Here is a 20,875-nt window from a genome sequence, read left to right as displayed (position 1 = left end):
CTGCTCTTGAGCGTGCGGCCCGCGCAATTCTATAGCGAGCCGCCCACCGCCCGGAAGGACAATATGCGCCAATTCATGCTTCTGATCGCGCTGACCTTTGCTGCGCTTGCCCCCTCTCCCGCCGCCGCCGATCCAGCGGATATTGCGGCGGCGAGCCGGGGGGTTGTGCGCGTGGTGCTGGTGGCACGCGACGGGGGCCAGGTCTTTTATGTCGGCCATGGATCAGGCGTCGCGGTGGCGCCCGATCTGATCCTGACCAATGCGCATGTGGTGGAGCCTGCGCAGGGGGACGGCTCCATCGTCATCGGCGTGGTGCCGTCCGAGGGTTCGAAGAGCTACGGGGCCAAGGTGGTCGCCTACAGCCCCGGCAACGATCTGGCGCTGCTGCGCTTGGCGGACGGGGCGCGGGTAACGCCGGACACCATCTATGCCGGCGCTCCGTCCGATGGAATGGACGCCATCGCCATCGGCTACCCCAGCAATGTGGATCAGGCCCAGGGCCTGCAGGTGGAAGATATCATCCGCCCGCAGGCGGCCGTGAAAACGCGCGGCACCGTGTCGGGCGGGCGATCGGCCAAGCAGTTCGACACCATCCTGCACACCGCACCCATCGGAGCAGGCAATAGCGGCGGCCCGCTGGTCGATGCCTGCGGGCGCGTGATCGGGATCAACAGCTTCGGCTCGGTCAGTGACGGCAATGATGCGGAGTTTTTCTTCGCCGTTTCGGCACGCGAAATCATGGGCTTTCTGCGCAAGGCGGGCGTCCAGTTCCAGACCAATGCCGCGCCCTGCCGCTCGGTCGCCGAGATGACCGCCGCCGAGGAAGAACGCCAGGCGGCCGCCCGGGCGCGGATCGCAGCCGAGGAACGGCAGACGTCGGAAATGCGCGCCAAGGCCGAGGCAGCGGCGCGGCGCAAGGCGGAACTGTCAGTAATCGCGGAACGCGAGGACGGAATGGCGATTGCCGGACTGCTGCTGGCGCTGGCCGTTATCGGCGCGGGCGCGGGCGGCCTCTTCTTCACGCGCGGGCAGAAATATCCGGCCATCGGCGGCGCAGCGGCGGGTGCAGCGCTGATGCTGGGCGCGGTGCTGGTCTACCTCGCCCGGCCGAGCATGGGCGACATCGAGGACCGCATCGACCTGCCCAAGATCGTGCCGCCGAAGGCCGCCACCAACTCTGCCGCCGCGCCGACCGGCAAGCTGATGTGCACTTTGCAGCCCGAGCGAAGCCGGGTGACGGTATCAGGCGAGAACGAAGTGCCGCTCGATTGGCAGGCGGACGGCTGCGTCAATGGGCGCACGCAATATGGAAAGGACGGCAGCATCTATACCCGTATCTTCGTGCCCAATATCGACAGCAGCGTTTCGAAGAACAGCTTCGATCCTGCGACCGGCGAGTATCGGGTCGAACGGTTCCTGCTGGGGCTCGACGCGATGACCAAAGCGCGCTCGGTGCGGCAGCAATATGATGTGCCGAGCTGCGATGCGGGCGCGGACGCGCAGACGCGGCTGCGCGCCATGCAGAGCGCGATCGAGCAGGTGCTGCCGCCGCAACCGAATGAAATGCTGGTTTACCAATGCAGCAAGGCTGAGGGTTAGGAGCGTTCGCGCTCCAGCAGTTTGCGTTTGACGTCCAGGCCATAAGCATAGCCGCCCAGCGATCCGTCGCTGCGGATCACGCGGTGGCAGGGGATCAGCACGGCGACATGGTTGTTCGCATTAGCGGAGCCCGCGGCGCGCACCGCCTTGGGATTGCCCGCCGCAGCGGCGATGTCCGAATAGCTGCGCGTCTCACCGGGCGGAATGGCGCGCAGGGCCTCCCAGCAAGCCTCCTGAAAGGCGGTGCCCTTCACGTCGAGCGGGATATGCGCGAACTCGCCGGGCGTCTCGACCGCATCGACGACGTCCTGCAGAAGCGCCGCGAAGCCCTCCCCGCCCTGCTCTAGCGTAGCTTGGGGGAAGCGCCGTTCGAGCTCGTCCGGCCCTTCGTCGAAGGACAGGCGGCACACACCCTTGTCCGTGGCGGCGACGAGCATAGCACCAAGACTGGTTTCCACCACCGCCCAGCGCAGCGTCACACCTCGCCCGCCATCGTTCCAGATCGAAGGTGCCATGCCCATTCTCCCGCCGGCCTGTTCGTAGAATCGCGACGGGGCGTTGAACCCCGCATCATAAAGCGCGCCGGTCACATTGCGCGAAGCCGTCAAGGCATCCTGCGCCCGCTCCATCCGCAGCGCCCGGCCATAAGCTGCCGGGGAGAGCCCCACCTGCCGTTTGAAGATGCGCTGAAAGTGGCTGGGCGAATAGCCGGTGCTTTCTGCAAGATCGGCGAGTGAGACCGATTCGCATCCGCTACGGATTCGCGCCAGCGCGGCCGTAATGGCAGCCGCGTCGCGCGCAACGTCATCCGGCAGGCACCGTTTGCACGGACGCAAACCGGCCTCGCGCGCCGCCGTGCCATCCGCATAGAAGCGCACATTGCGCCGCGCGGGGGTTTTCGCGCCGCAGCTTGGGCGGCAATATATTCCCGTCGAATGCACACCGGTGACGAAACGTCCGTCCATCGTCCGGTCACGCCTTTGCACCGCCGCCCAGGCCGCCGCGTCATCCAGGTTCGAATCGCCGCAAGTCATGGCGCGCAATGTGAAGGGTTCGCCATGGCTTGGCATCCCGAAACTTGCGCTCGAACCTTGGAGCCGGGGCGCTGCTCCACTATCTTTCGACCATCGCATTGTAATCCCTTGCCGCGATTGCCGTCCCCTGACCTTGCCAAGGGGGAAGGCCGATGCTAACCGCGCCCCCAAGATCGTCAGGCCGGCCCCCCGGCCCGGTGCCCCATGGTCTTTCATGACCATGCGGAGATTCTTAAAGTGGAAGGACATTCGCGCGTGGAGACATCCAGCGGCATTTCGGCTAGCTTGGCGGGACGTTACGCCACCGCCCTGTTCGAGCTGGCGCGTGATCGCGGACAGATCGAATCGGTGGAGCGCTCGCTCGCCTCGCTCAAGCAGGCGCTCGACGAGGTTCCCGAGTTCAAGACGGTGACGACGAGCCCGGAATTTTCGCGCGAGCAGGCCGAGCGCGCCGTGCTTGCCGTGGCCGATCAGCTCGGCGTCGATCAGCTGACGCGCAATTTTATCGGCGTGCTGTCGGAAAATCGCCGCCTCGCCAAGCTGAAGCAGGTCGCGCGCGATTTCGATACGCTGGTCGCCGCCCATCGCGGCGAAGTCACCGCCGAGGTCGTAAGCGCCCACGCCCTCACCGACGACCAGATGGAGGCGCTGCGCAAGCAGCTGCGCACCCGCGTCGGCCGCGACGTCAATATCCAGTCCCGTATCGATCCGTCGATCCTGGGCGGTCTGGTCGTCAAGATCGGCAGCCGCATGATCGACAGCAGTATCAAGACCCGTCTCAACACGCTCGCCAGTGCGATGAAAGGCTAAAAGGCTCAATCCATGGACATCCGCGCCGCAGAAATCTCGAAGGTCATCAAGGACCAGATCGCCAATTTCGGTAATGAAGCCGAAGTCTCCGAAGTCGGCACCGTGCTGTCCGTCGGTGACGGTATCGCCCGCGTGCACGGTCTCGACCAGGTGCAGGCCGGCGAGATGGTGGAATTCCCCGGCAACATCCAGGGCATGGCGCTGAACCTCGAAGCCGACAATGTCGGTGTCGTGATCTTCGGGTCCGATACGCACATTAAGGAAGGCGATCAGGTCAAGCGGACCGGCACCATCGTGGACGTTCCGGTGGGCAAGGGCCTACTCGGCCGCGTGGTCGACGGCCTCGGTAACCCGATCGACGGCAAGGGCCCGATCCAGGCCGAAAAGCGCATGCGCGTGGAACAGAAGGCGCCGGGCATCATCCCGCGCAAGTCGGTGCACGAGCCCGTGCAGACCGGCCTCAAGGCCATCGACGCGCTCGTTCCCGTCGGCCGCGGCCAGCGTGAGCTGATTATCGGCGACCGTCAGACCGGCAAGTCCGCCGTCGCGATCGACACCTTCATCAACCAGAAGCACGCCAATGCGGGCGATGACGAGAGCAAGAAGCTCTACTGCATCTACGTCGCGATCGGCCAGAAGCGCTCCACCGTCGCGCAGATCGTCCGCCAGCTCGAAGAGAATGGCGCGATGGAATATTCGATCGTGGTCGCCGCGACCGCGTCGGAGCCTGCCCCGCTGCAGTATCTCGCGCCCTATACCGGCGTGACGATGGGCGAATATTTCCGCGACAACGGCATGCACGCCGTGATCGTGTATGACGATCTGTCCAAGCAGGCCGTCGCCTATCGCCAGATGTCGCTGCTGCTGCGCCGCCCGCCGGGCCGCGAAGCCTATCCGGGCGACGTGTTCTATCTCCACAGCCGCCTGCTAGAGCGCGCGGCGAAGATGAACGAGGCAAACGGCGCCGGGTCGCTCACCGCCCTGCCGATCATCGAGACGCAGGCCGGCGACGTGTCCGCCTACATCCCGACCAACGTGATCTCGATCACCGACGGCCAGATCTTCCTGGAAACGAACCTGTTCTATCAGGGCATCCGTCCGGCCATCAACGTCGGCCTGTCGGTGAGCCGCGTCGGCGGCGCCGCACAGACCAAGGCGATGAAGAAGGTGTCCGGCTCGATCAAGCTGGAGCTTGCCCAGTACCGCGAGATGGAGGCCTTCGCCCAGTTCGGTTCGGACCTCGATGCCTCCACGCAGCGCCTCCTCAACCGCGGCGCACGCCTGACGCAGCTGCTGAAGCAGCCCCAGTTCAGCCCCCTCCCCTTCGAGGAGCAGACGGTGGTGATCTTTGCCGGCACCAACGGTTATATCGACAGCGTCGATGTGGATCAGGTGTCCTATTATGAAAGCTCGCTGCTCAGCTACATGCGCGCCGAGCATCAGGACATCCTGGACACTATCCGCGAGACCAAGGACCTCGGCGATGAGGTCAAGGGCAAGCTGAAGGACGCGCTCGACAGCTTTGGCAAGAGCTTCGCTTAAGGATCGTGAACCGTAGCCCTGAGCCTGTCGAAGGGCGCCTCTGCAACGAGAGTCATGCTTCGACAAGCTCAGCATTTACGGGATTGGTGATAGGGTAAATGGCAAGCCTCAAAGAACTTAAAGGCCGCATCTCCTCGGTCAAATCGACCCAGAAGATCACCAAGGCCAAGCAGATGGTCGCCGCGGCGAAACTGCGCAAGGCACAGGCTGCGGCGGAAGCCGCGCGCCCCTATGCCGAGCGCATGGAAGCAGTGGTTTCCTCGCTCGCCTCGCGGATTACGCCCAATAACCGCTCGCCCAAGCTGCTTATCGGCACGGGCAAGGATCAAGTGCACCTGCTGGTTGTCCTGACATCCGACCGCGGTCTTGCAGGCGCGTTCAACGCGAACATCGTGAAGGAAGCGCGCACTTACGCTCGACAGCTGGAAAAGGACGGCAAGACCGTCATTTTCTATCTCGCCGGTCGCAAGGGCCGCAGCGCGATCAACCGCTTTCACCCCGGCCAGACCGAGAAATATTACGACACGACCGAGGTGAAGGAACCCGGCTTCGATGAGGCGCGCGAGATTTCGCAGGACCTTACCGATATGCTGGAGGCCGGCACGTTCGACGTCGCGCATCTGTTCTATTCCAAGTTCAGGTCCGCGCTGACGCAGGAGCCGACCCGCCAGCAGATCATCCCGGTGAAGATCGACGAGAGCGCCGCCGCCCGGGAGGCCGCAGACAATGCTCCGCCCGCTTCGGTGGAGTATGAGCCGGATGAGGAAGCGATCCTTGCCGATCTGCTGCCGAAGAACCTGACGACGCAGATCTTCACCGCGCTTCTGGAAAACATGGCTTCCGAACAGGGCGCCTCGATGACCGCGATGGACAATGCGACGCGCAATGCGGGCGAGTTGATCGACAACCTCACCATCCAGTATAACCGCAGCCGTCAGGCAGCGATCACTACCGAACTTGTTGAAATTATTTCTGGCGCAGAAGCGCTGTAACGCCAGGCAGATAGGACCGGATATGGCTACCCAGCTTCAAGAAAAACCCGCGACGACCAACAATGTCGGCCGCATCAGCCAGGTGATCGGCGCCGTCGTCGACGTGCAGTTCGACAATGAACTGCCGGAGATCCTGAACGCGCTCGAAACCGATAACAACGGCAAGCGCCTCGTCCTCGAAGTCGCCCAGCATCTCGGTGAGAACACCGTGCGCTGCATTGCGATGGACGGCACCGATGGCCTTACCCGCGGCCAGAATGTGACCGACACCGGCTCGCAGATCCGTATGCCCGTCGGCCCGGAAACGCTCGGCCGCATCATGAACGTCGTCGGCGAGCCGATCGACGAGCGCGGTCCGATCAACGCGAAGGCCACCGCGCCGATCCACGCCGAAGCACCGGAATTCATCGACCAGTCGACCGAGAGCGACATTCTGGTCACCGGCATCAAGGTGATCGACCTTCTCGCCCCTTATGCGAAGGGCGGCAAGATCGGCTTGTTCGGCGGCGCGGGCGTCGGCAAGACCGTGCTCATTCAGGAGCTGATCAACAACATCGCGAAGGGCCATGGCGGCACCTCCGTGTTCGCCGGAGTGGGCGAGCGTACCCGCGAGGGTAACGATCTCTATCACGAATTTCTCGACGCTAACGTCATCGCCAAGAACGAGGCGGGCGAAGCGATTTCCGAGGGCTCCAAAGTGGCGCTGGTCTACGGCCAGATGAACGAGCCCCCGGGCGCGCGTGCCCGCGTGGCGCTGTCCGGCCTCACCATCGCGGAATATTTCCGCGATCAGGAGGGCCAGGACGTGCTGTTCTTCGTCGATAACATCTTCCGCTTTACTCAGGCGGGTTCGGAAGTGTCGGCGCTGCTCGGTCGCATTCCCTCGGCCGTGGGCTATCAGCCCACCCTGTCCACCGACATGGGCCAGCTGCAGGAGCGCATCACCTCCACCAACAAGGGCTCGATCACCTCGGTGCAGGCCATTTACGTGCCCGCCGACGACCTTACCGATCCGGCGCCGGCCACCTCCTTCGCCCACTTGGACGCGACGACCGTGCTCAACCGCGCGATCTCCGAACTCGGCATCTATCCGGCGGTCGATCCGCTCGATTCCACCAGCCGCGTGCTCGAGCCGCGCGTCGTGGGCCAGGAGCATTACGAGACCGCCCGCGCCGTGCAGGAAACGCTGCAGAAGTATAAGAGCCTGCAGGACATCATCGCCATCCTCGGCATGGACGAACTGTCCGAAGAGGATAAGCTGACGGTGGCCCGCGCGCGGAAGATCCAGCGCTTCCTCTCGCAGCCCTTCCACGTGGCCGAGGTGTTTACCAACATCCCGGGCAAGTTCGTGCAGCTCGAAGACACCATCAAGAGCTTCAAGGCGGTGGTCGACGGCGAATATGACCATCTGCCCGAAAGCGCCTTCTACATGGTCGGCGGCATCGAAGAGGCGATTGAAAAGGGCAAGAAGCTCGCCGAAGAGGCCTGATCGCTCATGGCGGCGCGCTCATCGACAAACGATCGGCGCGCCGACATCTGGCTGAAGCGGCTGCTTTGGCTGGGGATTGCGGACTTCCTGCTCATCTCCGCTTTCGAGATTCACCACTACCGGATCGAAAGCTGGCGGCTGTTCGACGCGGGCTTTGCCGATCTTGCGGCAGCGGTCTTCAACCAGCCATCCACGGGCTGGTGGCTTTACGCCATCGCTTTTCCGTTCGTGGCGGTGAATTTCGGATCGATGGTGCTGATGCTGCGCGGACGCCGCGGGCTGCTCATCCCCTTCCTGATCTCGATGGTGGCCATCGCCTTCATGCAGTTCGCGGCGGGGCAGACGGTTCGCTATCACGATGTCTGGTCGGACGTTCTCTGGATGGCAGGCTACTTCATCGGCGGCATGATCACCGCCATCCTGTTTTTTAACTTGGACGGGCAGCCGCGCGGCGATATCAGCCGGGCAGACGCTTAAATCCACCACGCGGAAGACTGAACCATGGCCAGCACCCTTCATTTCGAACTCGTGACGCCCGAGAAGCTGGTGCGCTCCGACGATGTGCACATGGTCGTGGTCCCCGGCGCCGAGGGCGATTTCGGCGTCCTCGCCGGCCACTCGCCCTTCATGTCCACGGTCCGCGACGGCGATCTCTCGATTTACAAGTCCGAAGGCGCCGCCCCGGAAAAGATTCGCATCGAAGGTGGTTTTGCCGAAGTGAACGATAAGGGCCTGACGGTACTTGCGGAGAAGGCGGGCGAATAAAGCGCCGTTCCTGTCTGCCTATGCAGGTCTCTTAATCCGAAATTAGGCATAACTTGCTCAAAGCCATCCTCGATGGAGGAGGTCTTTGTGCAAACAACCAGCACCGGGAATATTCAGGCTCCGGGCCGATCGGTCGGTATCGAGGACGCTCCTCGGCAGAAGCCTTGGCAAACCGGCCTTTCCGGCCGTGCTCTGCTAGACGTCGCTCCGCTTCTTCTCATCCTGTTGTTCACGCTGGCTTTCCGGGCATCGCAGTTCGGCAATCCCGATGTCGATTTCGACGAGCCTTTCTATCTGCTGGTCGGCGAGCGTCTGCTCCATGGCGACATTGCCTATGTGGACATCTGGGATCGCAAACCGATCGGGCTGTTCCTGATATACGCCTTCGCAGCCGCTTGGCCGGGCGACCTGTTCGTTGATTACCTTGTGCTGGCAGCGCTTTTCGCCGCGGCAACCGCTTGGGTCATCTGGAAAATAGGCTGCCGCTATGTTGGGCGCTGGACGGCAGTGCTTCCGGCCCTTTTCTATGTGATCTGGCAGGAGCCGTTCAACGGCGGCGGCGGACAGTCCGCCATCTTCTACAATCTGCTGACGGCCCTTTGCGCCTTTCTGGCACTCCACTCCGGAAATGAGAGCCATGTTCAGGCCCGCATTCGAAACGGCGCGGCAGCCATGGTGCTGATGGGTATTGCCATCCAGATCAAATATATCGTGCTACCGGAAGGCATATTTTTCGGCTGCTATTTCCTTTGGGTCCTGCGCCGTGAACGGACCTTGATGGAGCTGCTGGGCATTGGCGCCGCCTATGTCGCGATCGCTCTGCTCCCGACCATCGGCGTCAGCCTCTATTATCTCGCGATCGGACATTTCGATGCCTTCTTCTACGCCAACTTCCTGTCGGTTTTCGACCGCGGAGCACTGGTGTCGGACCATGTCAGCGACAATCTAACCTACATTCTGATCGCAGGGCTGCCGCTGATTGTCTGCGGCATTCTGGGCTTCGTGAAGCTAGCAAGCGAGCGCGGTGTCGCCGGACGCGATGCCCCGTTCCTCCTCGGCTGGGCGATCGCCACGGCCGCTGGCTTTCTCATGATCAGCAATTTCTACTGGTACTATTTCATGCCCGTCATCCTGACGCTGTCGGTCCTGATGGTGCCGTTGCTCAGGAGCACCGCGACGGGCATCCTTGCCGTGCTTCTGCTGACGATCTGGCCGCTCTGGATCAGCGATACGCCGTCCTGGTCGCACACCGCAGATCGCAAAGCTTCGATTGCTAATCTGACCGCGATGATCCGTCCCTATGTCAGCCCTAGCCGCGATTGCCTGTATGTCTTCGATGGCCCGTCAGCGCTCTATCTGACGTCGAACAGTTGCCTGCCCACCAGCTACGTCTACCCCGACCATCTTTCCAACGATGTCGAACGCACCGGCCTTGGCATCGACGCGGCTGCCGAGATGCAGCGCGTCCTGAACAGCCGCCCCGGTGCCATCGTCACGGCGGAGAAAAAGGTGGTGCCGATCCTGAACGAGGCGAATGTGCGCGCGCTCGATACTGCGCTGCGCAGCGACTACCGGATGATCGGGCGGCGGCGGCACGGCTGGCGGGTAATCAGGGTCTATGCGCGCCGGGACCTTGTCGACGGCCAACGCTAATCTGGCGTCCCTTCCATCGGCGGGACTTCGCGGCGCGGCTTGATCTGGCGCTGGCGCCAGAGCCACAGGCCGGCCGCCACGATAAGCGCCGACCCCGCGATCGAAACCGCATCGGGAAAATCGCCGTAGAAGATCATCCCGATGCCCAGCGCCATGATGAGCTGCACATACACCATCGGCGCGATTGTCGCCGCAGAAGCCTTGGTGGTCGCAGTGTAGACGATCCAGTGAGCGGTGCTGGCCGTCACGGCGACAAAGGCGCAGCGCGCGATCACGCTCGTTTCGGGCCAGCCGACCTGCAGCGGCGCGAAGCCGCTGAAATGGCCGATGGTGGCCGCCAGGATCAGGAACGGTGCGGCAAACCCCGCCACCAGCACTTGCATCAACAAACCCGAACCGCTGTTTGAAACCTTCCGGTTAAAAATCATCAGGAAGGCCATGCCCAAGGCCGATCCGAGCGGTAGCAGCGCCGCCCAGCCAAGCAGCGCGATATTGGGGCGTAGCACCACCAGCACGCCGGCAAAGGCCACCACAGTGGCAATCCAGATCCGTTTCGAAGCCCGTTCCTTCAGCAACAGGGCGGAAAGCAGGCCCGTCAGCATGGGGCTGGTGAACTGAATTGCTGTCGCTTCGGCCAGCGGCATGAGAAAGATGGCGGAGAAGAAGCAGACCGTTGCCATCGCCACGAAGAAGCCGCGCGCGACCTGCGCCTTCCACATTGGCAGCCGAAATCCTGCGCGCCCCTCCTTCATGAACAGAATTGTCGCGAGACCGATCGCACCGAAGCTGTAACGCAGCGCGGCCACGGCCGTCCCCGGCCATTCCCCGGCGATCGACTTGATTATGCCGTCGCCGATAGAAAGACTCGCGAATCCGACGAGCGCGAACAGCATGCCTGCGCGCGCATCGTCGCGGTTTCCGGATGATCCTGATGTCATGACCGCGGCGCTTTAGAACGCGCGGATCGACTTGGCAAAGCGCGATATGCTTTCGGATTTGTTTACCCTTTTCGCTTAGCTCCCGTCATCCATGACGCAATATCCGAGCATTGATCGATGAGCGCTTTCGGCAAACGCAATGGCCCCTCCGGAGGGCGACCCAGCTTCGGCGTAGCACGGCCGATGAGCGGCGGCGCACCGCACCCGCGCGGGACTGATGCCCCGCCGCCCCCGCCGCCTGCGCCCCCTGTGGGTGGGGAACAGTTCCCGCCGCTCGATTCGCTGGATATCGGCACCTCGCCGCCTACCGCATCGATGGATGCCATGAACCGGCTCACCGAGCGGGCCACCTCGGTTTCCGAAACCGGCAAACAGGGCGAAGGCTTCGAAGCGTCGGTTCACCGCATCAAGGAACAGGTGCTGCCGCGCCTTCTTGAACGCGTCGATCCGGAAGCCGCCTCTACGCTCAACAAGGAAGAGCTGACCGAGGAATTCCGGCCGATCATCCTGGAGGTGCTGGCCGAACTGAAGCTCACGCTGAACCGGCGTGAACAGTTCGCGCTGGAAAAGGTGCTGGTCGATGAGCTTCTGGGCTTCGGTCCGCTGGAAGAGCTTCTGTCCGATCCGGATGTATCGGACATCATGGTGAACGGCCCGTTCCAGACCTACATCGAAAAGAAGGGCAAGCTTACCCTCGCCCCCACCCAGTTCCGCGATGAGGAGCATCTTTTCCAGATCGCGCAGCGCATCGTGAACCAGGTCGGCCGCCGCGTTGACCAGACCACGCCGCTGGCCGACGCGCGCCTCAAGGACGGCAGCCGCGTCAACGTCATCGTGCCGCCGCTGAGCCTTCGCGGCACCGCCATCTCCATTCGTAAATTTTCCGAAAAGCCGATCACGCTCGATATGCTGAAGGGCTACGGATCGATGAACGAGAAGATGTGCACCGCGCTCAAGATCGCGGGCGCCAGCCGCATGAACGTGGTGATTTCCGGCGGTACCGGCTCCGGTAAAACGACGATGCTGAACGCCCTGTCCAAGATGATCGATCCCGGCGAGCGCGTATTGACGATCGAGGACGCAGCCGAACTTCGCCTGCAGCAGCCGCACTGGCTGCCGCTCGAAACCCGTCCGCCGAACCTGGAAGGCGACGGTGCCATCACGATCGGCGATCTCGTCAAGAACGCGCTGCGTATGCGCCCTGATCGTATCATTCTGGGCGAAATTCGCGGCAGCGAGTGCTTCGATCTGCTCGCCGCCATGAACACGGGTCATGATGGCTCCATGTGTACGCTCCACGCCAACTCCCCGCGCGAATGCCTGGCGCGTATGGAGAACATGATCCTGATGGGCGACATCAAGATTCCGAAAGAGGCGATCAGCCGCCAGATCGCCGAATCGGTCGATTTGATCGTGCAGGTGAAGCGCCTTCGCGACGGCAGCCGCCGCACCACGCAGATCACGGAGGTGATCGGCATGGAAGGCGACGTCATCGTGACGCAGGATCTGTTCAAGTTCAACTATCTGGACGAGGATGCCGAAGGTATGATCGTGGGCGAATATGCCAGTTCGGGCCTTCGTCCCTATACGCTGGACAAGGCCAAGCAGTTCGGGTTCGACCAGCCCTATCTGGAAGCCTGCCTCTAGACCGGCTCCAACTCCTTTCAGCCGAGTTTGATTGCCAGCGCGGTACCGAACAGAAACACGATCCCGCTCATCACCGTGATAAACGGCCAGGGCATGAAGCCCGGTCGGTTGAAATCGCGGCGCTTCCGACGCCGATGATCGCCCACGATCGAAATCAGTAACAGACCGAGCGCGATTGCGGCGACCAGCGCCCAAGGGTTCCAGCTGAATAGCTCCATCGGCGGTACAGATGCGGATGGCATGGCCGGTTTCAAGGTTTGATCGAAGCCGAGCCTGCTCTAGGGCGGCGAGGTGACCGCGCCCTCATCCCTCACCGACCAGCAGCCCGAACAGCGCGCGATCGCCGGGGCGGCGCTGCGGCTGGTCTCGATGGCCGCGATTTCTGCCATGCTGGCGCTGGTAAAGCTGGCCCAGACGCGCGGCGTGAGTATTTTCGAAAGCGTGTTCTATCGGCAGCTGTTTGCGGTGCCGGCCATCCTGCTGATGCTGGCCCGCAGCGGCCGCTGGAGCAGCCTGCGCACCCATCGGCCACTGGGCCACGGCGTGCGGATGCTGCTCGGTATCGCCGCCATGAGCCTGAATTTCTGGACCATGACGCTGCTGCCGCTGGCCGAGGCGACGACGATCTTCTTCGCCGTGCCGATCCTTACCACCGTTCTCGCCGCGCTGGTGCTCAAAGAGCCGACCGGCCGCCACCGCTGGAGCGCGGTGGTCGTCGGGTTCATCGGCGTGTTGATCGTGGTGCAGCCCGGCGGCGGCGCGCTTCCTGCTCTGGGCGTGGCGGCCGGAGTATTCGGCGCGCTGATGACGGCGGCGGTGACGATCCAGATCCGGCAGCTCGGCCGGACGGAGCCGACGCTGACCATCGTGTTCTGGTTCAGCCTGACATCGCTTCTGCCGCTGGGCATCGCCATGCTGTTCATCGGAACGGTTCACGATCCGCTGACCTGGGCGATCATTGCCGGGATCGGCCTGCTCGGCGCGATCGGTCAGCTTTGCCTGACCGGTGCGCTGCGAATGGCGCCCGTCGCGATCGTGCTGCCGATGGACTATACCGGCCTCATCTGGTCCGCACTCTACGGCTATTGGCTGTTCGCAGAAATCCCCGCCACGGCCACATGGTTCGGCGCTCCGCTGATTATCGCGAGCGGGATTTATATCGTCTGGCGCGAACACCGACTGGCACGCCGCGCTGCGGCGATCCGGCCGCCGGTGCGCTGATCGCGAACGCGCGGGGGTCTAAGCTTCCCGCACGAACCGCAGCATTAAATTGTTGGCAGGCATCGCGCGACGGTCTGGCCTCTCAAATCCGTACTGCTGTGCCAGCGCGGTTATCTCGCCCAGATCGCGCAGGCCCCAGCGCGGATCGCGAGCCTTGAGTGAGGCGTCGAAGGACAGATTGCTGTCCGCCGTTTCGACGTCGGCTTCCAGAAACGGACCGTAGAGGATCAAGGGAGCGGCTGGCGGCAGCAGGCGCCCGGCACCCGCGAATAGGCCCTCGGTCGCTTCCCATGGGCTGATATGGACCATGTTGATGCAGAGGACGGCATCGATGCGGGCGACATCCCAATGCTCGGCGCGCGCATCGAGCGCGATCGGCGGCTCGACATTCGCCAGTCGCGCCTCGCCTGTCCAGGCGGCGATCGAGCGCTGCGCCGCAGGTTCGGGATCGCTCGGTTGCCAGCGCAGCGCTGGAAAATGGCTGGCGAAATAGACGATATGCTCGCCCGATCCGCTGGCCACTTCCAGCACGCGGCCGGTTTCCGGCAGCCATTCGGCCAGCAGCTCGGCAATCGCGGCGCGGTTGCGCAGCGTGGCGGGCGCATGTTGTTTGCCCTGCGCCTCGCCCGGTTCGGGCATCCACGGCTCCGGGCCACTCATTTCTTGGCCCTCGGCTGGGCCCTGCGCGCGGCCGGTTCACGCAGCGCCAGCCAGATCAGCAGCCCCAGCGGGCCGGCCAGAAAGGTGAGCAGCAGAATCGGCGCCTGCCAGATCCGGCCGAAGCCCTTCGCATCGGCGTCGCGCGCAATCCACATGCCGATGAACAGATCGAACGCGAGATAATGCGTCCAGCCGATCACCGTGCCGCCCGGATTCTTGAACATCGCCGCCTGCAGGCCCGCAACGCTATAGTCGGTCAGCGGCACATTTGGACCGCCCGGATCGATCAGCCCGCTCAAAAGGCCGCCCAGACCGACGACGTAGATCAGGCAGAGCAGACCGACGCCCAGATAGGTAATCGCGGAAAAGGTCAGCGGCGCGCGCGGCACGAAGATGAGCAATGCCCAGCCGCCCAGCGCAAGGATATTGGTGAGCGAGAAGAGCGTCTCCCAGCTCATATCATTCCGCCGCGATCGCCTCTTCCGGCTTCTCATAGGTCAGCACGGGCTTACGCGCCGCCATGGTCTCGTCGAGGCGGCTGCGCGGCGCATGATAGGGCGCGCCGTGCAGGCTTTCGTCGCCCGCCTTCGCCCGTTCCACCACCGAACGGAGGGCATGGAGGAACTCGTCCAGCCCGGCCTTGCTCTCGGTCTCGGTCGGCTCGATCAGCATCGCGCCGTGGACCACCAGTGGGAAATACATGGTCATCGGGTGGAAACCCTCGTCGATCAGCGCCTTGGCGATGTCGACGGTGGAGAAGCCCTCGGCCACGCCCTTGTCGCTGAACAGCGCCTCGTGCATGCACGGGCCGCTCTTCGCGAACGGCGCTTCGAGCATGTCTTCCATCGACCGCAGAACATAGTTGGCGTTCAATACCGCATCCTCGGAAACCTGGCGCAGGCCGTCCGCACCGTGGCTCATGATGTAGGCAAGCGCGCGGGTGAACATGCCCATCTGACCGTGAAATGCCGTCATCCGGCCGAAGCTATCGGCGTGATGATCCTCGGCGGTTTCCTCCTCGACCAAGCGGAAACTGCCGTCCTTCGCCTGCTCGACGAAAGGCAACGGCGCGAACGGCGCCAGCGCTTCAGAGAACACGACAGGGCCAGAACCTGGACCGCCGCCGCCATGGGGCGTGGAGAAGGTTTTGTGCAGATTGATGTGCATCGCGTCGATGCCGAGATCGCCCGGACGCACGCGCCCGACGATGGCGTTGAAGTTGGCGCCGTCGCAATAGACGAAGCCGCCCGTCGCGTGGACCGCATCCGAAATGCGCTTCATGTCGCGCTCGAACAGGCCGCAGGTGTTGGGGTTGGTAATCATGACGCCCGCAACGTCCGGGCCGAGCCGTTCGACCAGCGCATCGAAATCGACACGGCCGTCCTCGGTCGCCGGAATATCTTCCACCGCATAGCCGGCGAAGGCGGCGGTGGCGGGATTGGTGCCGTGCGCGCTCTCTGGAACCAGGATAACCTCGCGCGCATCGCCGCGCTTTTCGAGCGCTGCACGGATCGCAAGAATGCCGCACAGCTCGCCATGCGCGCCCGCTTTGGGGCTCATCGCGACGGCGGGCATGCCGGTCAGTTTCTTCAGCCAGTCGGCAAGCTCGTGAATAACGCCGAGCGCGCCCTGCACGCTGGCCACCGGCTGCAGCGGATGGATATCCGCAAAACCGGGCAGCCGTGCGACCTTCTCGTTGAGCCGCGGATTGTGCTTCATCGTGCAGCTGCCGAGCGGGAAGAGGCCCAGATCGATGCCGTAATTCTGACGGCTAAGCCGGGTGTAGTGGCGGATCGTCTCCGGTTCGGAGAGGCCGGGCAGGTCGAACGGCTCCTTGCGCGCCAGATCACCCAGGCGCGATTCGCCCCAGCAATCGGCAGGCCAATCGACGCCGGTCCGCTCGCTGTCGCCGATTTCGAAGATCAGCGGCTCTTCCAGCATCAGCGCACGGTTGCCGGTGGCGGTGGGATGCGGATTGGAGGCGGCGCCATCACGCGGCTGCGTCTGGCGGCCCTGCTTGTTCATGCTCATGCCAGTGCTCCTTCCAGCGCCTTGGCCAGCGCCTCGATATCCTCTTCGTCCACCATCTCGGTAACCGCGACGAGCAACCCTTTGGAGAGGCCCGGCTCATCCGCATAAAGGCGGCTCAGCGATACGCCCGCGAGCACGCCCTGGTCCGCCAGATCGCGCACGATCTCACGCGAGTCTTTAGGAAGTTCGATTGCGAACTCATTGAAAAACAGATTGTTGACCACACGGACACCAGGGATTTTGGCAAGCCGGTTGGCGCAGATCACCGCCTTTTCATGATTGATCGCAGCAATCTGGCGGATGCCTTTTTCGCCCAGCAACGTCATGTGGATTGAGAAGGCCAGAGCGCAAAGCCCTGAATTCGTGCAGATATTGCTCGTCGCCTTCTCGCGGCGGATATGCTGTTCGCGCGTGGACAACGTCAGCACGAAGCCGCGCTTGCCGTCTGCGTCCACCGTCTCGCCGCACAGGCGTCCAGGCATCTGGCGCACATATTTCTGCTTACAGGCGAACAGGCCGACATAGGGACCGCCGAATTGCAGGCCGACGCCGATCGACTGCCCCTCGCCCACGACGATGTCGGCGCCCATTTCACCGGGCGATACGACCGCGCCCATCGCGACCGGCTCGGTCACGACCGCGATCAGCAGCGCTTTGTGCTCGGCGCATTTTTTCGCGAGCGCGCGCATGTCCTCGATCCGGCCGAGGATGTCGGGATATTGCACGACCACGCAATTGGTATCGCCGTCCACCTGCTCGGCCAGCTCGGCCCAGTCGGTGCCGGCTTCCAGTTCCGGCGCACGGTAGACGATCTTGTCCTTGGTAAAGCGCGCCATGGTCTTGGCGACCGAGACATAATGCGGATGGACGCCGCTGCTTACCAGCGCAGTGGCGCGCTTGGTGACGCGCCGCGCCATGGTGATCGCTTCCCAGCAGGCGGTCGAGCCGTCGTACATCGAGGCGTTGGCCACATCCATGCCGAACAGGCGGGCAACTTGCGTCTGGAATTCGAACAGGACCTGCAGCGTGCCCTGCGCGATTTCGGGCTGATAGGGCGTATAGGCTGTCAGGAACTCGCCGCGCTGAATCAGATGATCGACGCTGGCAGGAACATGATGGCAATAGGCGCCCGCGCCCAAGAAGAACGGGCCGCTGCCCGCCGCCAGATTCTGCGCCGCTAGCCGCGACATATGCCGCTCCACTGCCATTTCGCTGGCGTGCATCGGCAGGTCCTGGATCGGCCCGTCGAGCCTTGCCTCCTCGGGCACGTCAACGAACAGGTCGTCAATCGAGCTGGCGCCGATACGGGCCAGCATGGCTTCGCGGTCATGATCGGTTTGCGGAAGATAGCGCATGAATGCTCCCAAAGCCCGTGAGCCCCGAACTTGTCGAATGCCGTCTCTCGTGTTCGAAAAACGCCGGTCGACAAACTCAGGACTTCGGTTTTCGTTAAATTCTAGAGGCCTGCGACATATTCCTTGTACGCAGCCTCATCCATCAGGTCGTCCAGTTCATCCTTGTTCTCCAAGCGCAGCTTGAAAAACCAGCCCTCGCCCTCCGGGTCCGAGTTGACGAGCCCCGGCTCATCGCCCAACGCGTCATTGCCTTCCAGCACTTCGCAGCTCACAGGCGCATAGACATCGGACGCCGCCTTCACCGATTCGACCACGGCGGCGTCATTGCCCTTTTTCAGCATCGCGCCGCTGTCCGGCACTTCGACGAACACCACATCGCCCAGCTGCTGCTGCGCATAATCGGTGATGCCGACCGTCGCCTCGTCGCCTTCGACGGCGATCCACTCATGATCTTCGGTAAAGTAACGTTTCATCTCAGCTCCCTTTCGATGGTCGGCGATAGCGCTGGGGGACGAAGGGCATTTTGGCAACCGTGCCCGTGAAATCCTTGCCGCGCTGGCGAATAATGATGCGCGTTTCCGGCTCAGCCAGCGCCGCGGGCACCATAGCCATCGCGATCGGCGTGCCGAGCGTCGGGGCATGTCCGCCGCTGGTTACATGACCGACGACCGTGCCGTCTGCGTCCACCACCTCGGCGCCCTCGCGCACCGGCTGGCGCCCTTCGACGCGAATGCCGACGCGCTTGGTGGCCGGGCCGTCGCGATGTTCACCGAGCACGCGTTCGGCGCCGTGGAAACCGCCCTCTTCGCGCCGCCGCTTGGACAGCGCAAAACCAAGATCGCCCGCCATCGGGGTGGTCTCGGGCGTCAGGTCATGTCCGTAAAGCGGCAAACCCGCCTCGAGCCGCAGCGAATCGCGCGCGCCGAGACCGACAGGTTTCACCTGATCCAGTGCGGTCAGCGCCGACGCGAAGCGCTCGGCTTCGCTTGCGGGTAGGCTGATCTCGAAACCATCCTCACCGGTATAGCCCGAACGGCTGATCCACAGCGGCACGCCATCCCAGTCGAACGCAGCTGCCTGCATGAAATAAAGCTGATCGGTACCGCTCAGAATTTCCGCCAGCGCCTCGCCGGCTGCCGGGCCCTGCAGCGCCAGCAACGCGTGATCTTCCAGATGATTGATCGTCACTTCATCGGGCAGATGCTCGCGCATGAAGCCGATATCGTCATATTTCACCGCGCCGTTGACGACGATGTAAAAAGCCTCGCCGCCATTCGGTTCGCTGTTGCCTCCTTCGCCGCCGAACGCCTCGGCGGAGGGCAGCCGGGTGACCATCAGATCGTCCAGGATGCCGCCATCTTCGGCTAGCAGCAGCGAGTAGCGCATGCGGCCCGCCTTCAGGCCGTGCAGATCGCCGGGTAACAGCTTTTCGAGCGCGCCCGCCACGTCCTCGCCGGTCAGAAGCACCTGCCCCATATGGCTGACGTCGAACAATCCCGCGCTCTCGCGCGTCCACAGATGTTCGGCCATGATGCCTTCATATTGCACCGGCATGTGATAGCCGGCGAACGGCACCATCCGCCCGCCCGCGGCGCGATGCCAGGCATCGAGCGGCAGCGTCTGCGGCTCTTCGGGCTGTTCGATATCGTCCTGTTCTTCGCTCATCGCCGGCTCCTTCCAAGGGGTCGAATGCAGACGGATCGCCGATGACGGCGCACCCACCTACCCCCTCTGTCACGGAACCTGAGAGCTTTCGCGGGCGGCCTTTGCCTGTCCACGCTTACCCCTTCGGTGGCGCGCCCCATAGGGAGCGTGCGCTTTCCAGAGTGCCTGATCCATCGCTACGGTCCGACTGACCTGAGAGATTCCGGGGCGGTTGCTCCTTCGGTGACCGAGCCGTGATGGCCGGTGCTCTCCCGTAGCGACGTCCGCTGAAAGCGGTAGCAAGCGCGGAGTGACGCATGCAGCGCGCGGAGTCAATCGGCCCCGCGCGGCTTATCCCCATATATGCGCAGGGCCTGGGTCTCGGCGAAGCGGTCGGTCATACCCGCCAGATAATCGGCGATGTGCCGGCTGCGCTCGGGCTCTTCCGCCGGAACACTCTCCGCCCAGCCGCCCGTCATCAGCGACGGATCGGCACGGTATGCTGCGAACAGATCGGCCACGATGCGCCGCGCCGCCTCCGCCGCACGCAATTGCGTCCGGTGATGGTAGAGATTGGCGTACATGAACTTCTTCAGCGTCCGCTCCCGCTCGGTCATTGCGGGGGAGAATTCCGCGAGCACCCTGCCCGCGCCGCGCACATCGGCCACGCTTTCGATCCGCTCAGCGGCGATATTGGCGCGGGCACGCTCGATCACGTCGTTCACCATCGCACCGATCTGCTGGCGAACGAGTTCGGAGACGAGGCGATCGGCCGGAACGTCCGCGAACTTTTCCTGAATGGCGGCCCAGCGCTGCGCGACGAAAGGCAGCTCGGTCAGCTGCTCGACCGACAGAATGCCGGCGCGGATGCCGTCGTCGATGTCGTGATTGTCATAAGCGATATCGTCCGCAATCGCCGCCACCTGCGCTTCCAGCGAGGGCCAGCGATCCAGTTCAAGGTCGAACGCCGCATTCGCCTGCGCCAGCGCCCAGCTCGGCTGCGCCACCGGGCCGTTATGCTTGGCCAGACCTTCCAGCAACTCCCAGCCGAGATTGAGGCCGTTCCAGCGCGGATAAGGAGATTCGAGCTCGGTCAGTACACGGATGGTGTGCGCGTTGTGATCGAACCCGCCATGCCCTTCGAGCGCCGCCTGCAGCGCATCCTCCCCTACGTGTCCGAAGGGCGGATGGCCGATATCATGAGCAAGACAGAGCGCTTCGGTCAGATCTTCGTTCAGCCCCAGCGCGCGGGCGATGGTTCGCCCGATCTGCGCCACCTCCAGGCTGTGGGTGAGCCGAACGCGGAAATGATCGCCATCGGGTGATACGAACACCTGCGTTTTGTGGCGCAGGCGGCGGAAGGCGATCGAGTGGATGATCCGATCGCGGTCTCGCTGGAACGGATCGCGCGGGCCGCGCAGCAGCCCGCCTTCTTCGGCATGAAGGCGCCCACGGCTGGCCGCCGGATCGCTGGCATAGCTCGCCCCGGTCATAA

At 63.5% G+C, this 20,875-nt stretch carries 20 protein-coding genes and 1 riboswitch; of the genes, 10 read left to right on the top strand and 10 right to left on the bottom strand.

Features of this window, described 5'->3' with window-relative positions:
• The first annotated feature begins 63 nt into the window (after positions 1–63).
• Positions 64–1,599 (top strand): S1C family serine protease, encoded by a 1,536-nt coding sequence (locus I6A82_RS08060; protein ID WP_198094447.1) that lies wholly within the window; start codon positions 64–66, stop codon positions 1,597–1,599.
• On the opposite strand, the gene I6A82_RS08055 is transcribed toward I6A82_RS08060, so the two are convergent.
• The gene (locus I6A82_RS08055; protein WP_198095545.1) at positions 1,596–2,633 is read right to left on the bottom strand and encodes a bifunctional transcriptional activator/DNA repair enzyme AdaA; all 1,038 of its coding nucleotides are present in this window, start codon (positions 2,631–2,633) and stop codon (positions 1,596–1,598) included. The two genes, I6A82_RS08060 and I6A82_RS08055, sit on opposite strands and share 4 nt — an antisense overlap.
• Before the next feature lie 255 nt (positions 2,634–2,888).
• Between I6A82_RS08055 and I6A82_RS08050 the strand changes: the two genes are divergently transcribed.
• The 7 genes from I6A82_RS08050 (at position 2,889) to I6A82_RS08020 (ending at position 9,884) form a co-directional block, all read left to right on the top strand.
• A complete protein-coding gene (locus I6A82_RS08050; protein WP_198094446.1) occupies positions 2,889–3,443 on the top strand; it encodes a F0F1 ATP synthase subunit delta in 555 nt (184 codons plus the stop codon).
• Positions 3,444–3,455: 12 nt separating this feature from the next.
• Positions 3,456–4,985: a F0F1 ATP synthase subunit alpha gene (atpA, locus tag I6A82_RS08045; protein ID WP_198094445.1), complete on the top strand. Its 1,530-nt coding sequence runs from the start codon at positions 3,456–3,458 to the stop codon at positions 4,983–4,985.
• Positions 4,986–5,083: 98 nt separating this feature from the next.
• Complete coding sequence (locus I6A82_RS08040; protein ID WP_198094444.1) at positions 5,084–5,977, top strand: F0F1 ATP synthase subunit gamma; 894 nt, start codon at positions 5,084–5,086, stop codon at positions 5,975–5,977.
• Positions 5,978–5,999: 22 nt separating this feature from the next.
• The gene (gene atpD, locus I6A82_RS08035) at positions 6,000–7,466 is read left to right on the top strand and encodes a F0F1 ATP synthase subunit beta (RefSeq protein WP_187335842.1); all 1,467 of its coding nucleotides are present in this window, start codon (positions 6,000–6,002) and stop codon (positions 7,464–7,466) included.
• A gap of 6 nt (positions 7,467–7,472) precedes the next feature.
• A complete protein-coding gene (locus I6A82_RS08030) occupies positions 7,473–7,943 on the top strand; it encodes a hypothetical protein (RefSeq protein ID WP_198094443.1) in 471 nt (156 codons plus the stop codon).
• Between the two features lie 24 nt (positions 7,944–7,967).
• On the top strand, positions 7,968–8,231 hold the full coding sequence (locus I6A82_RS08025; RefSeq protein ID WP_198094442.1) for an ATP synthase F1 subunit epsilon: 264 nt from the start codon (positions 7,968–7,970) through the stop codon (positions 8,229–8,231).
• Between the two features lie 87 nt (positions 8,232–8,318).
• Positions 8,319–9,884: a glycosyltransferase family 39 protein gene (locus tag I6A82_RS08020; protein WP_198094441.1), complete on the top strand. Its 1,566-nt coding sequence runs from the start codon at positions 8,319–8,321 to the stop codon at positions 9,882–9,884.
• On the opposite strand, the gene I6A82_RS08015 is transcribed toward I6A82_RS08020, so the two are convergent.
• Positions 9,881–10,822, bottom strand: coding sequence for a DMT family transporter (locus I6A82_RS08015; protein WP_232343357.1), 942 nt, complete (start codon positions 10,820–10,822; stop codon positions 9,881–9,883). The two genes, I6A82_RS08020 and I6A82_RS08015, sit on opposite strands and share 4 nt — an antisense overlap.
• A 117-nt stretch (positions 10,823–10,939) precedes the next feature.
• Here I6A82_RS08015 and I6A82_RS08010 point away from each other — a divergent pair, with 117 nt between their 5' ends.
• Positions 10,940–12,469: a CpaF family protein gene (locus tag I6A82_RS08010; protein ID WP_187335838.1), complete on the top strand. Its 1,530-nt coding sequence runs from the start codon at positions 10,940–10,942 to the stop codon at positions 12,467–12,469.
• 17 nt (positions 12,470–12,486) lie between these two features.
• Here the strand turns inward: I6A82_RS08010 and I6A82_RS08005 are convergent, their stop codons facing one another.
• On the bottom strand, positions 12,487–12,711 hold the full coding sequence (locus tag I6A82_RS08005; RefSeq protein WP_187335837.1) for a hypothetical protein: 225 nt from the start codon (positions 12,709–12,711) through the stop codon (positions 12,487–12,489).
• Positions 12,712–12,760: 49 nt separating this feature from the next.
• Between I6A82_RS08005 and I6A82_RS08000 the strand changes: the two genes are divergently transcribed.
• Positions 12,761–13,690 carry a DMT family transporter gene (locus I6A82_RS08000; RefSeq protein WP_332310946.1) on the top strand — a complete coding sequence of 310 codons (930 nt, stop codon included), beginning with the start codon at positions 12,761–12,763 and terminating at the stop codon, positions 13,688–13,690.
• 18 nt (positions 13,691–13,708) lie between these two features.
• On the opposite strand, the gene I6A82_RS07995 is transcribed toward I6A82_RS08000, so the two are convergent.
• The 7 genes from I6A82_RS07995 to I6A82_RS07965 all read right to left on the bottom strand — a co-directional run bounded on the left by I6A82_RS07995 (position 13,709) and on the right by I6A82_RS07965 (position 20,873).
• Entirely contained in the window at positions 13,709–14,329 is a 621-nt protein-coding gene (locus I6A82_RS07995) for a DUF938 domain-containing protein (protein WP_232343355.1), read from the bottom strand.
• Positions 14,330–14,346: 17 nt separating this feature from the next.
• Positions 14,347–14,808, bottom strand: a complete 462-nt coding sequence (locus I6A82_RS07990; protein WP_198094439.1) for an ABA4-like family protein — start codon at positions 14,806–14,808, stop codon at positions 14,347–14,349.
• A gap of 1 nt (position 14,809) precedes the next feature.
• Positions 14,810–16,381: an aminomethyl-transferring glycine dehydrogenase subunit GcvPB gene (gcvPB, locus tag I6A82_RS07985; RefSeq protein ID WP_198094438.1), complete on the bottom strand. Its 1,572-nt coding sequence runs from the start codon at positions 16,379–16,381 to the stop codon at positions 14,810–14,812.
• A complete protein-coding gene (gene gcvPA / locus I6A82_RS07980) occupies positions 16,378–17,736 on the bottom strand; it encodes an aminomethyl-transferring glycine dehydrogenase subunit GcvPA (RefSeq protein WP_198094437.1) in 1,359 nt (452 codons plus the stop codon). Before gcvPA ends, gcvPB begins: the two co-directional genes overlap by 4 nt.
• Positions 17,737–17,837: 101 nt before the next feature.
• Positions 17,838–18,209: a glycine cleavage system protein GcvH gene (gcvH, locus tag I6A82_RS07975; protein WP_187335833.1), complete on the bottom strand. Its 372-nt coding sequence runs from the start codon at positions 18,207–18,209 to the stop codon at positions 17,838–17,840.
• Between the two features lies 1 nt (position 18,210).
• The gene (gene gcvT / locus I6A82_RS07970; protein ID WP_198094436.1) at positions 18,211–19,401 is read right to left on the bottom strand and encodes a glycine cleavage system aminomethyltransferase GcvT; all 1,191 of its coding nucleotides are present in this window, start codon (positions 19,399–19,401) and stop codon (positions 18,211–18,213) included.
• Positions 19,402–19,570: 169 nt separating this feature from the next.
• Positions 19,571–19,665, bottom strand: a riboswitch (glycine riboswitch).
• A gap of 47 nt (positions 19,666–19,712) precedes the next feature.
• On the bottom strand, positions 19,713–20,873 hold the full coding sequence (locus I6A82_RS07965; protein WP_198094435.1) for a deoxyguanosinetriphosphate triphosphohydrolase: 1,161 nt from the start codon (positions 20,871–20,873) through the stop codon (positions 19,713–19,715).
• Positions 20,874–20,875 lie beyond the last annotated feature (2 nt).

The sequence above is a fragment of the Novosphingopyxis sp. YJ-S2-01 genome (genome assembly GCF_016093175.1).
Lineage (GTDB): Bacteria > Pseudomonadota > Alphaproteobacteria > Sphingomonadales > Sphingomonadaceae > Novosphingopyxis > Novosphingopyxis iocasae.
This window is presented reverse-complemented; position numbering and strand designations above follow the sequence as displayed.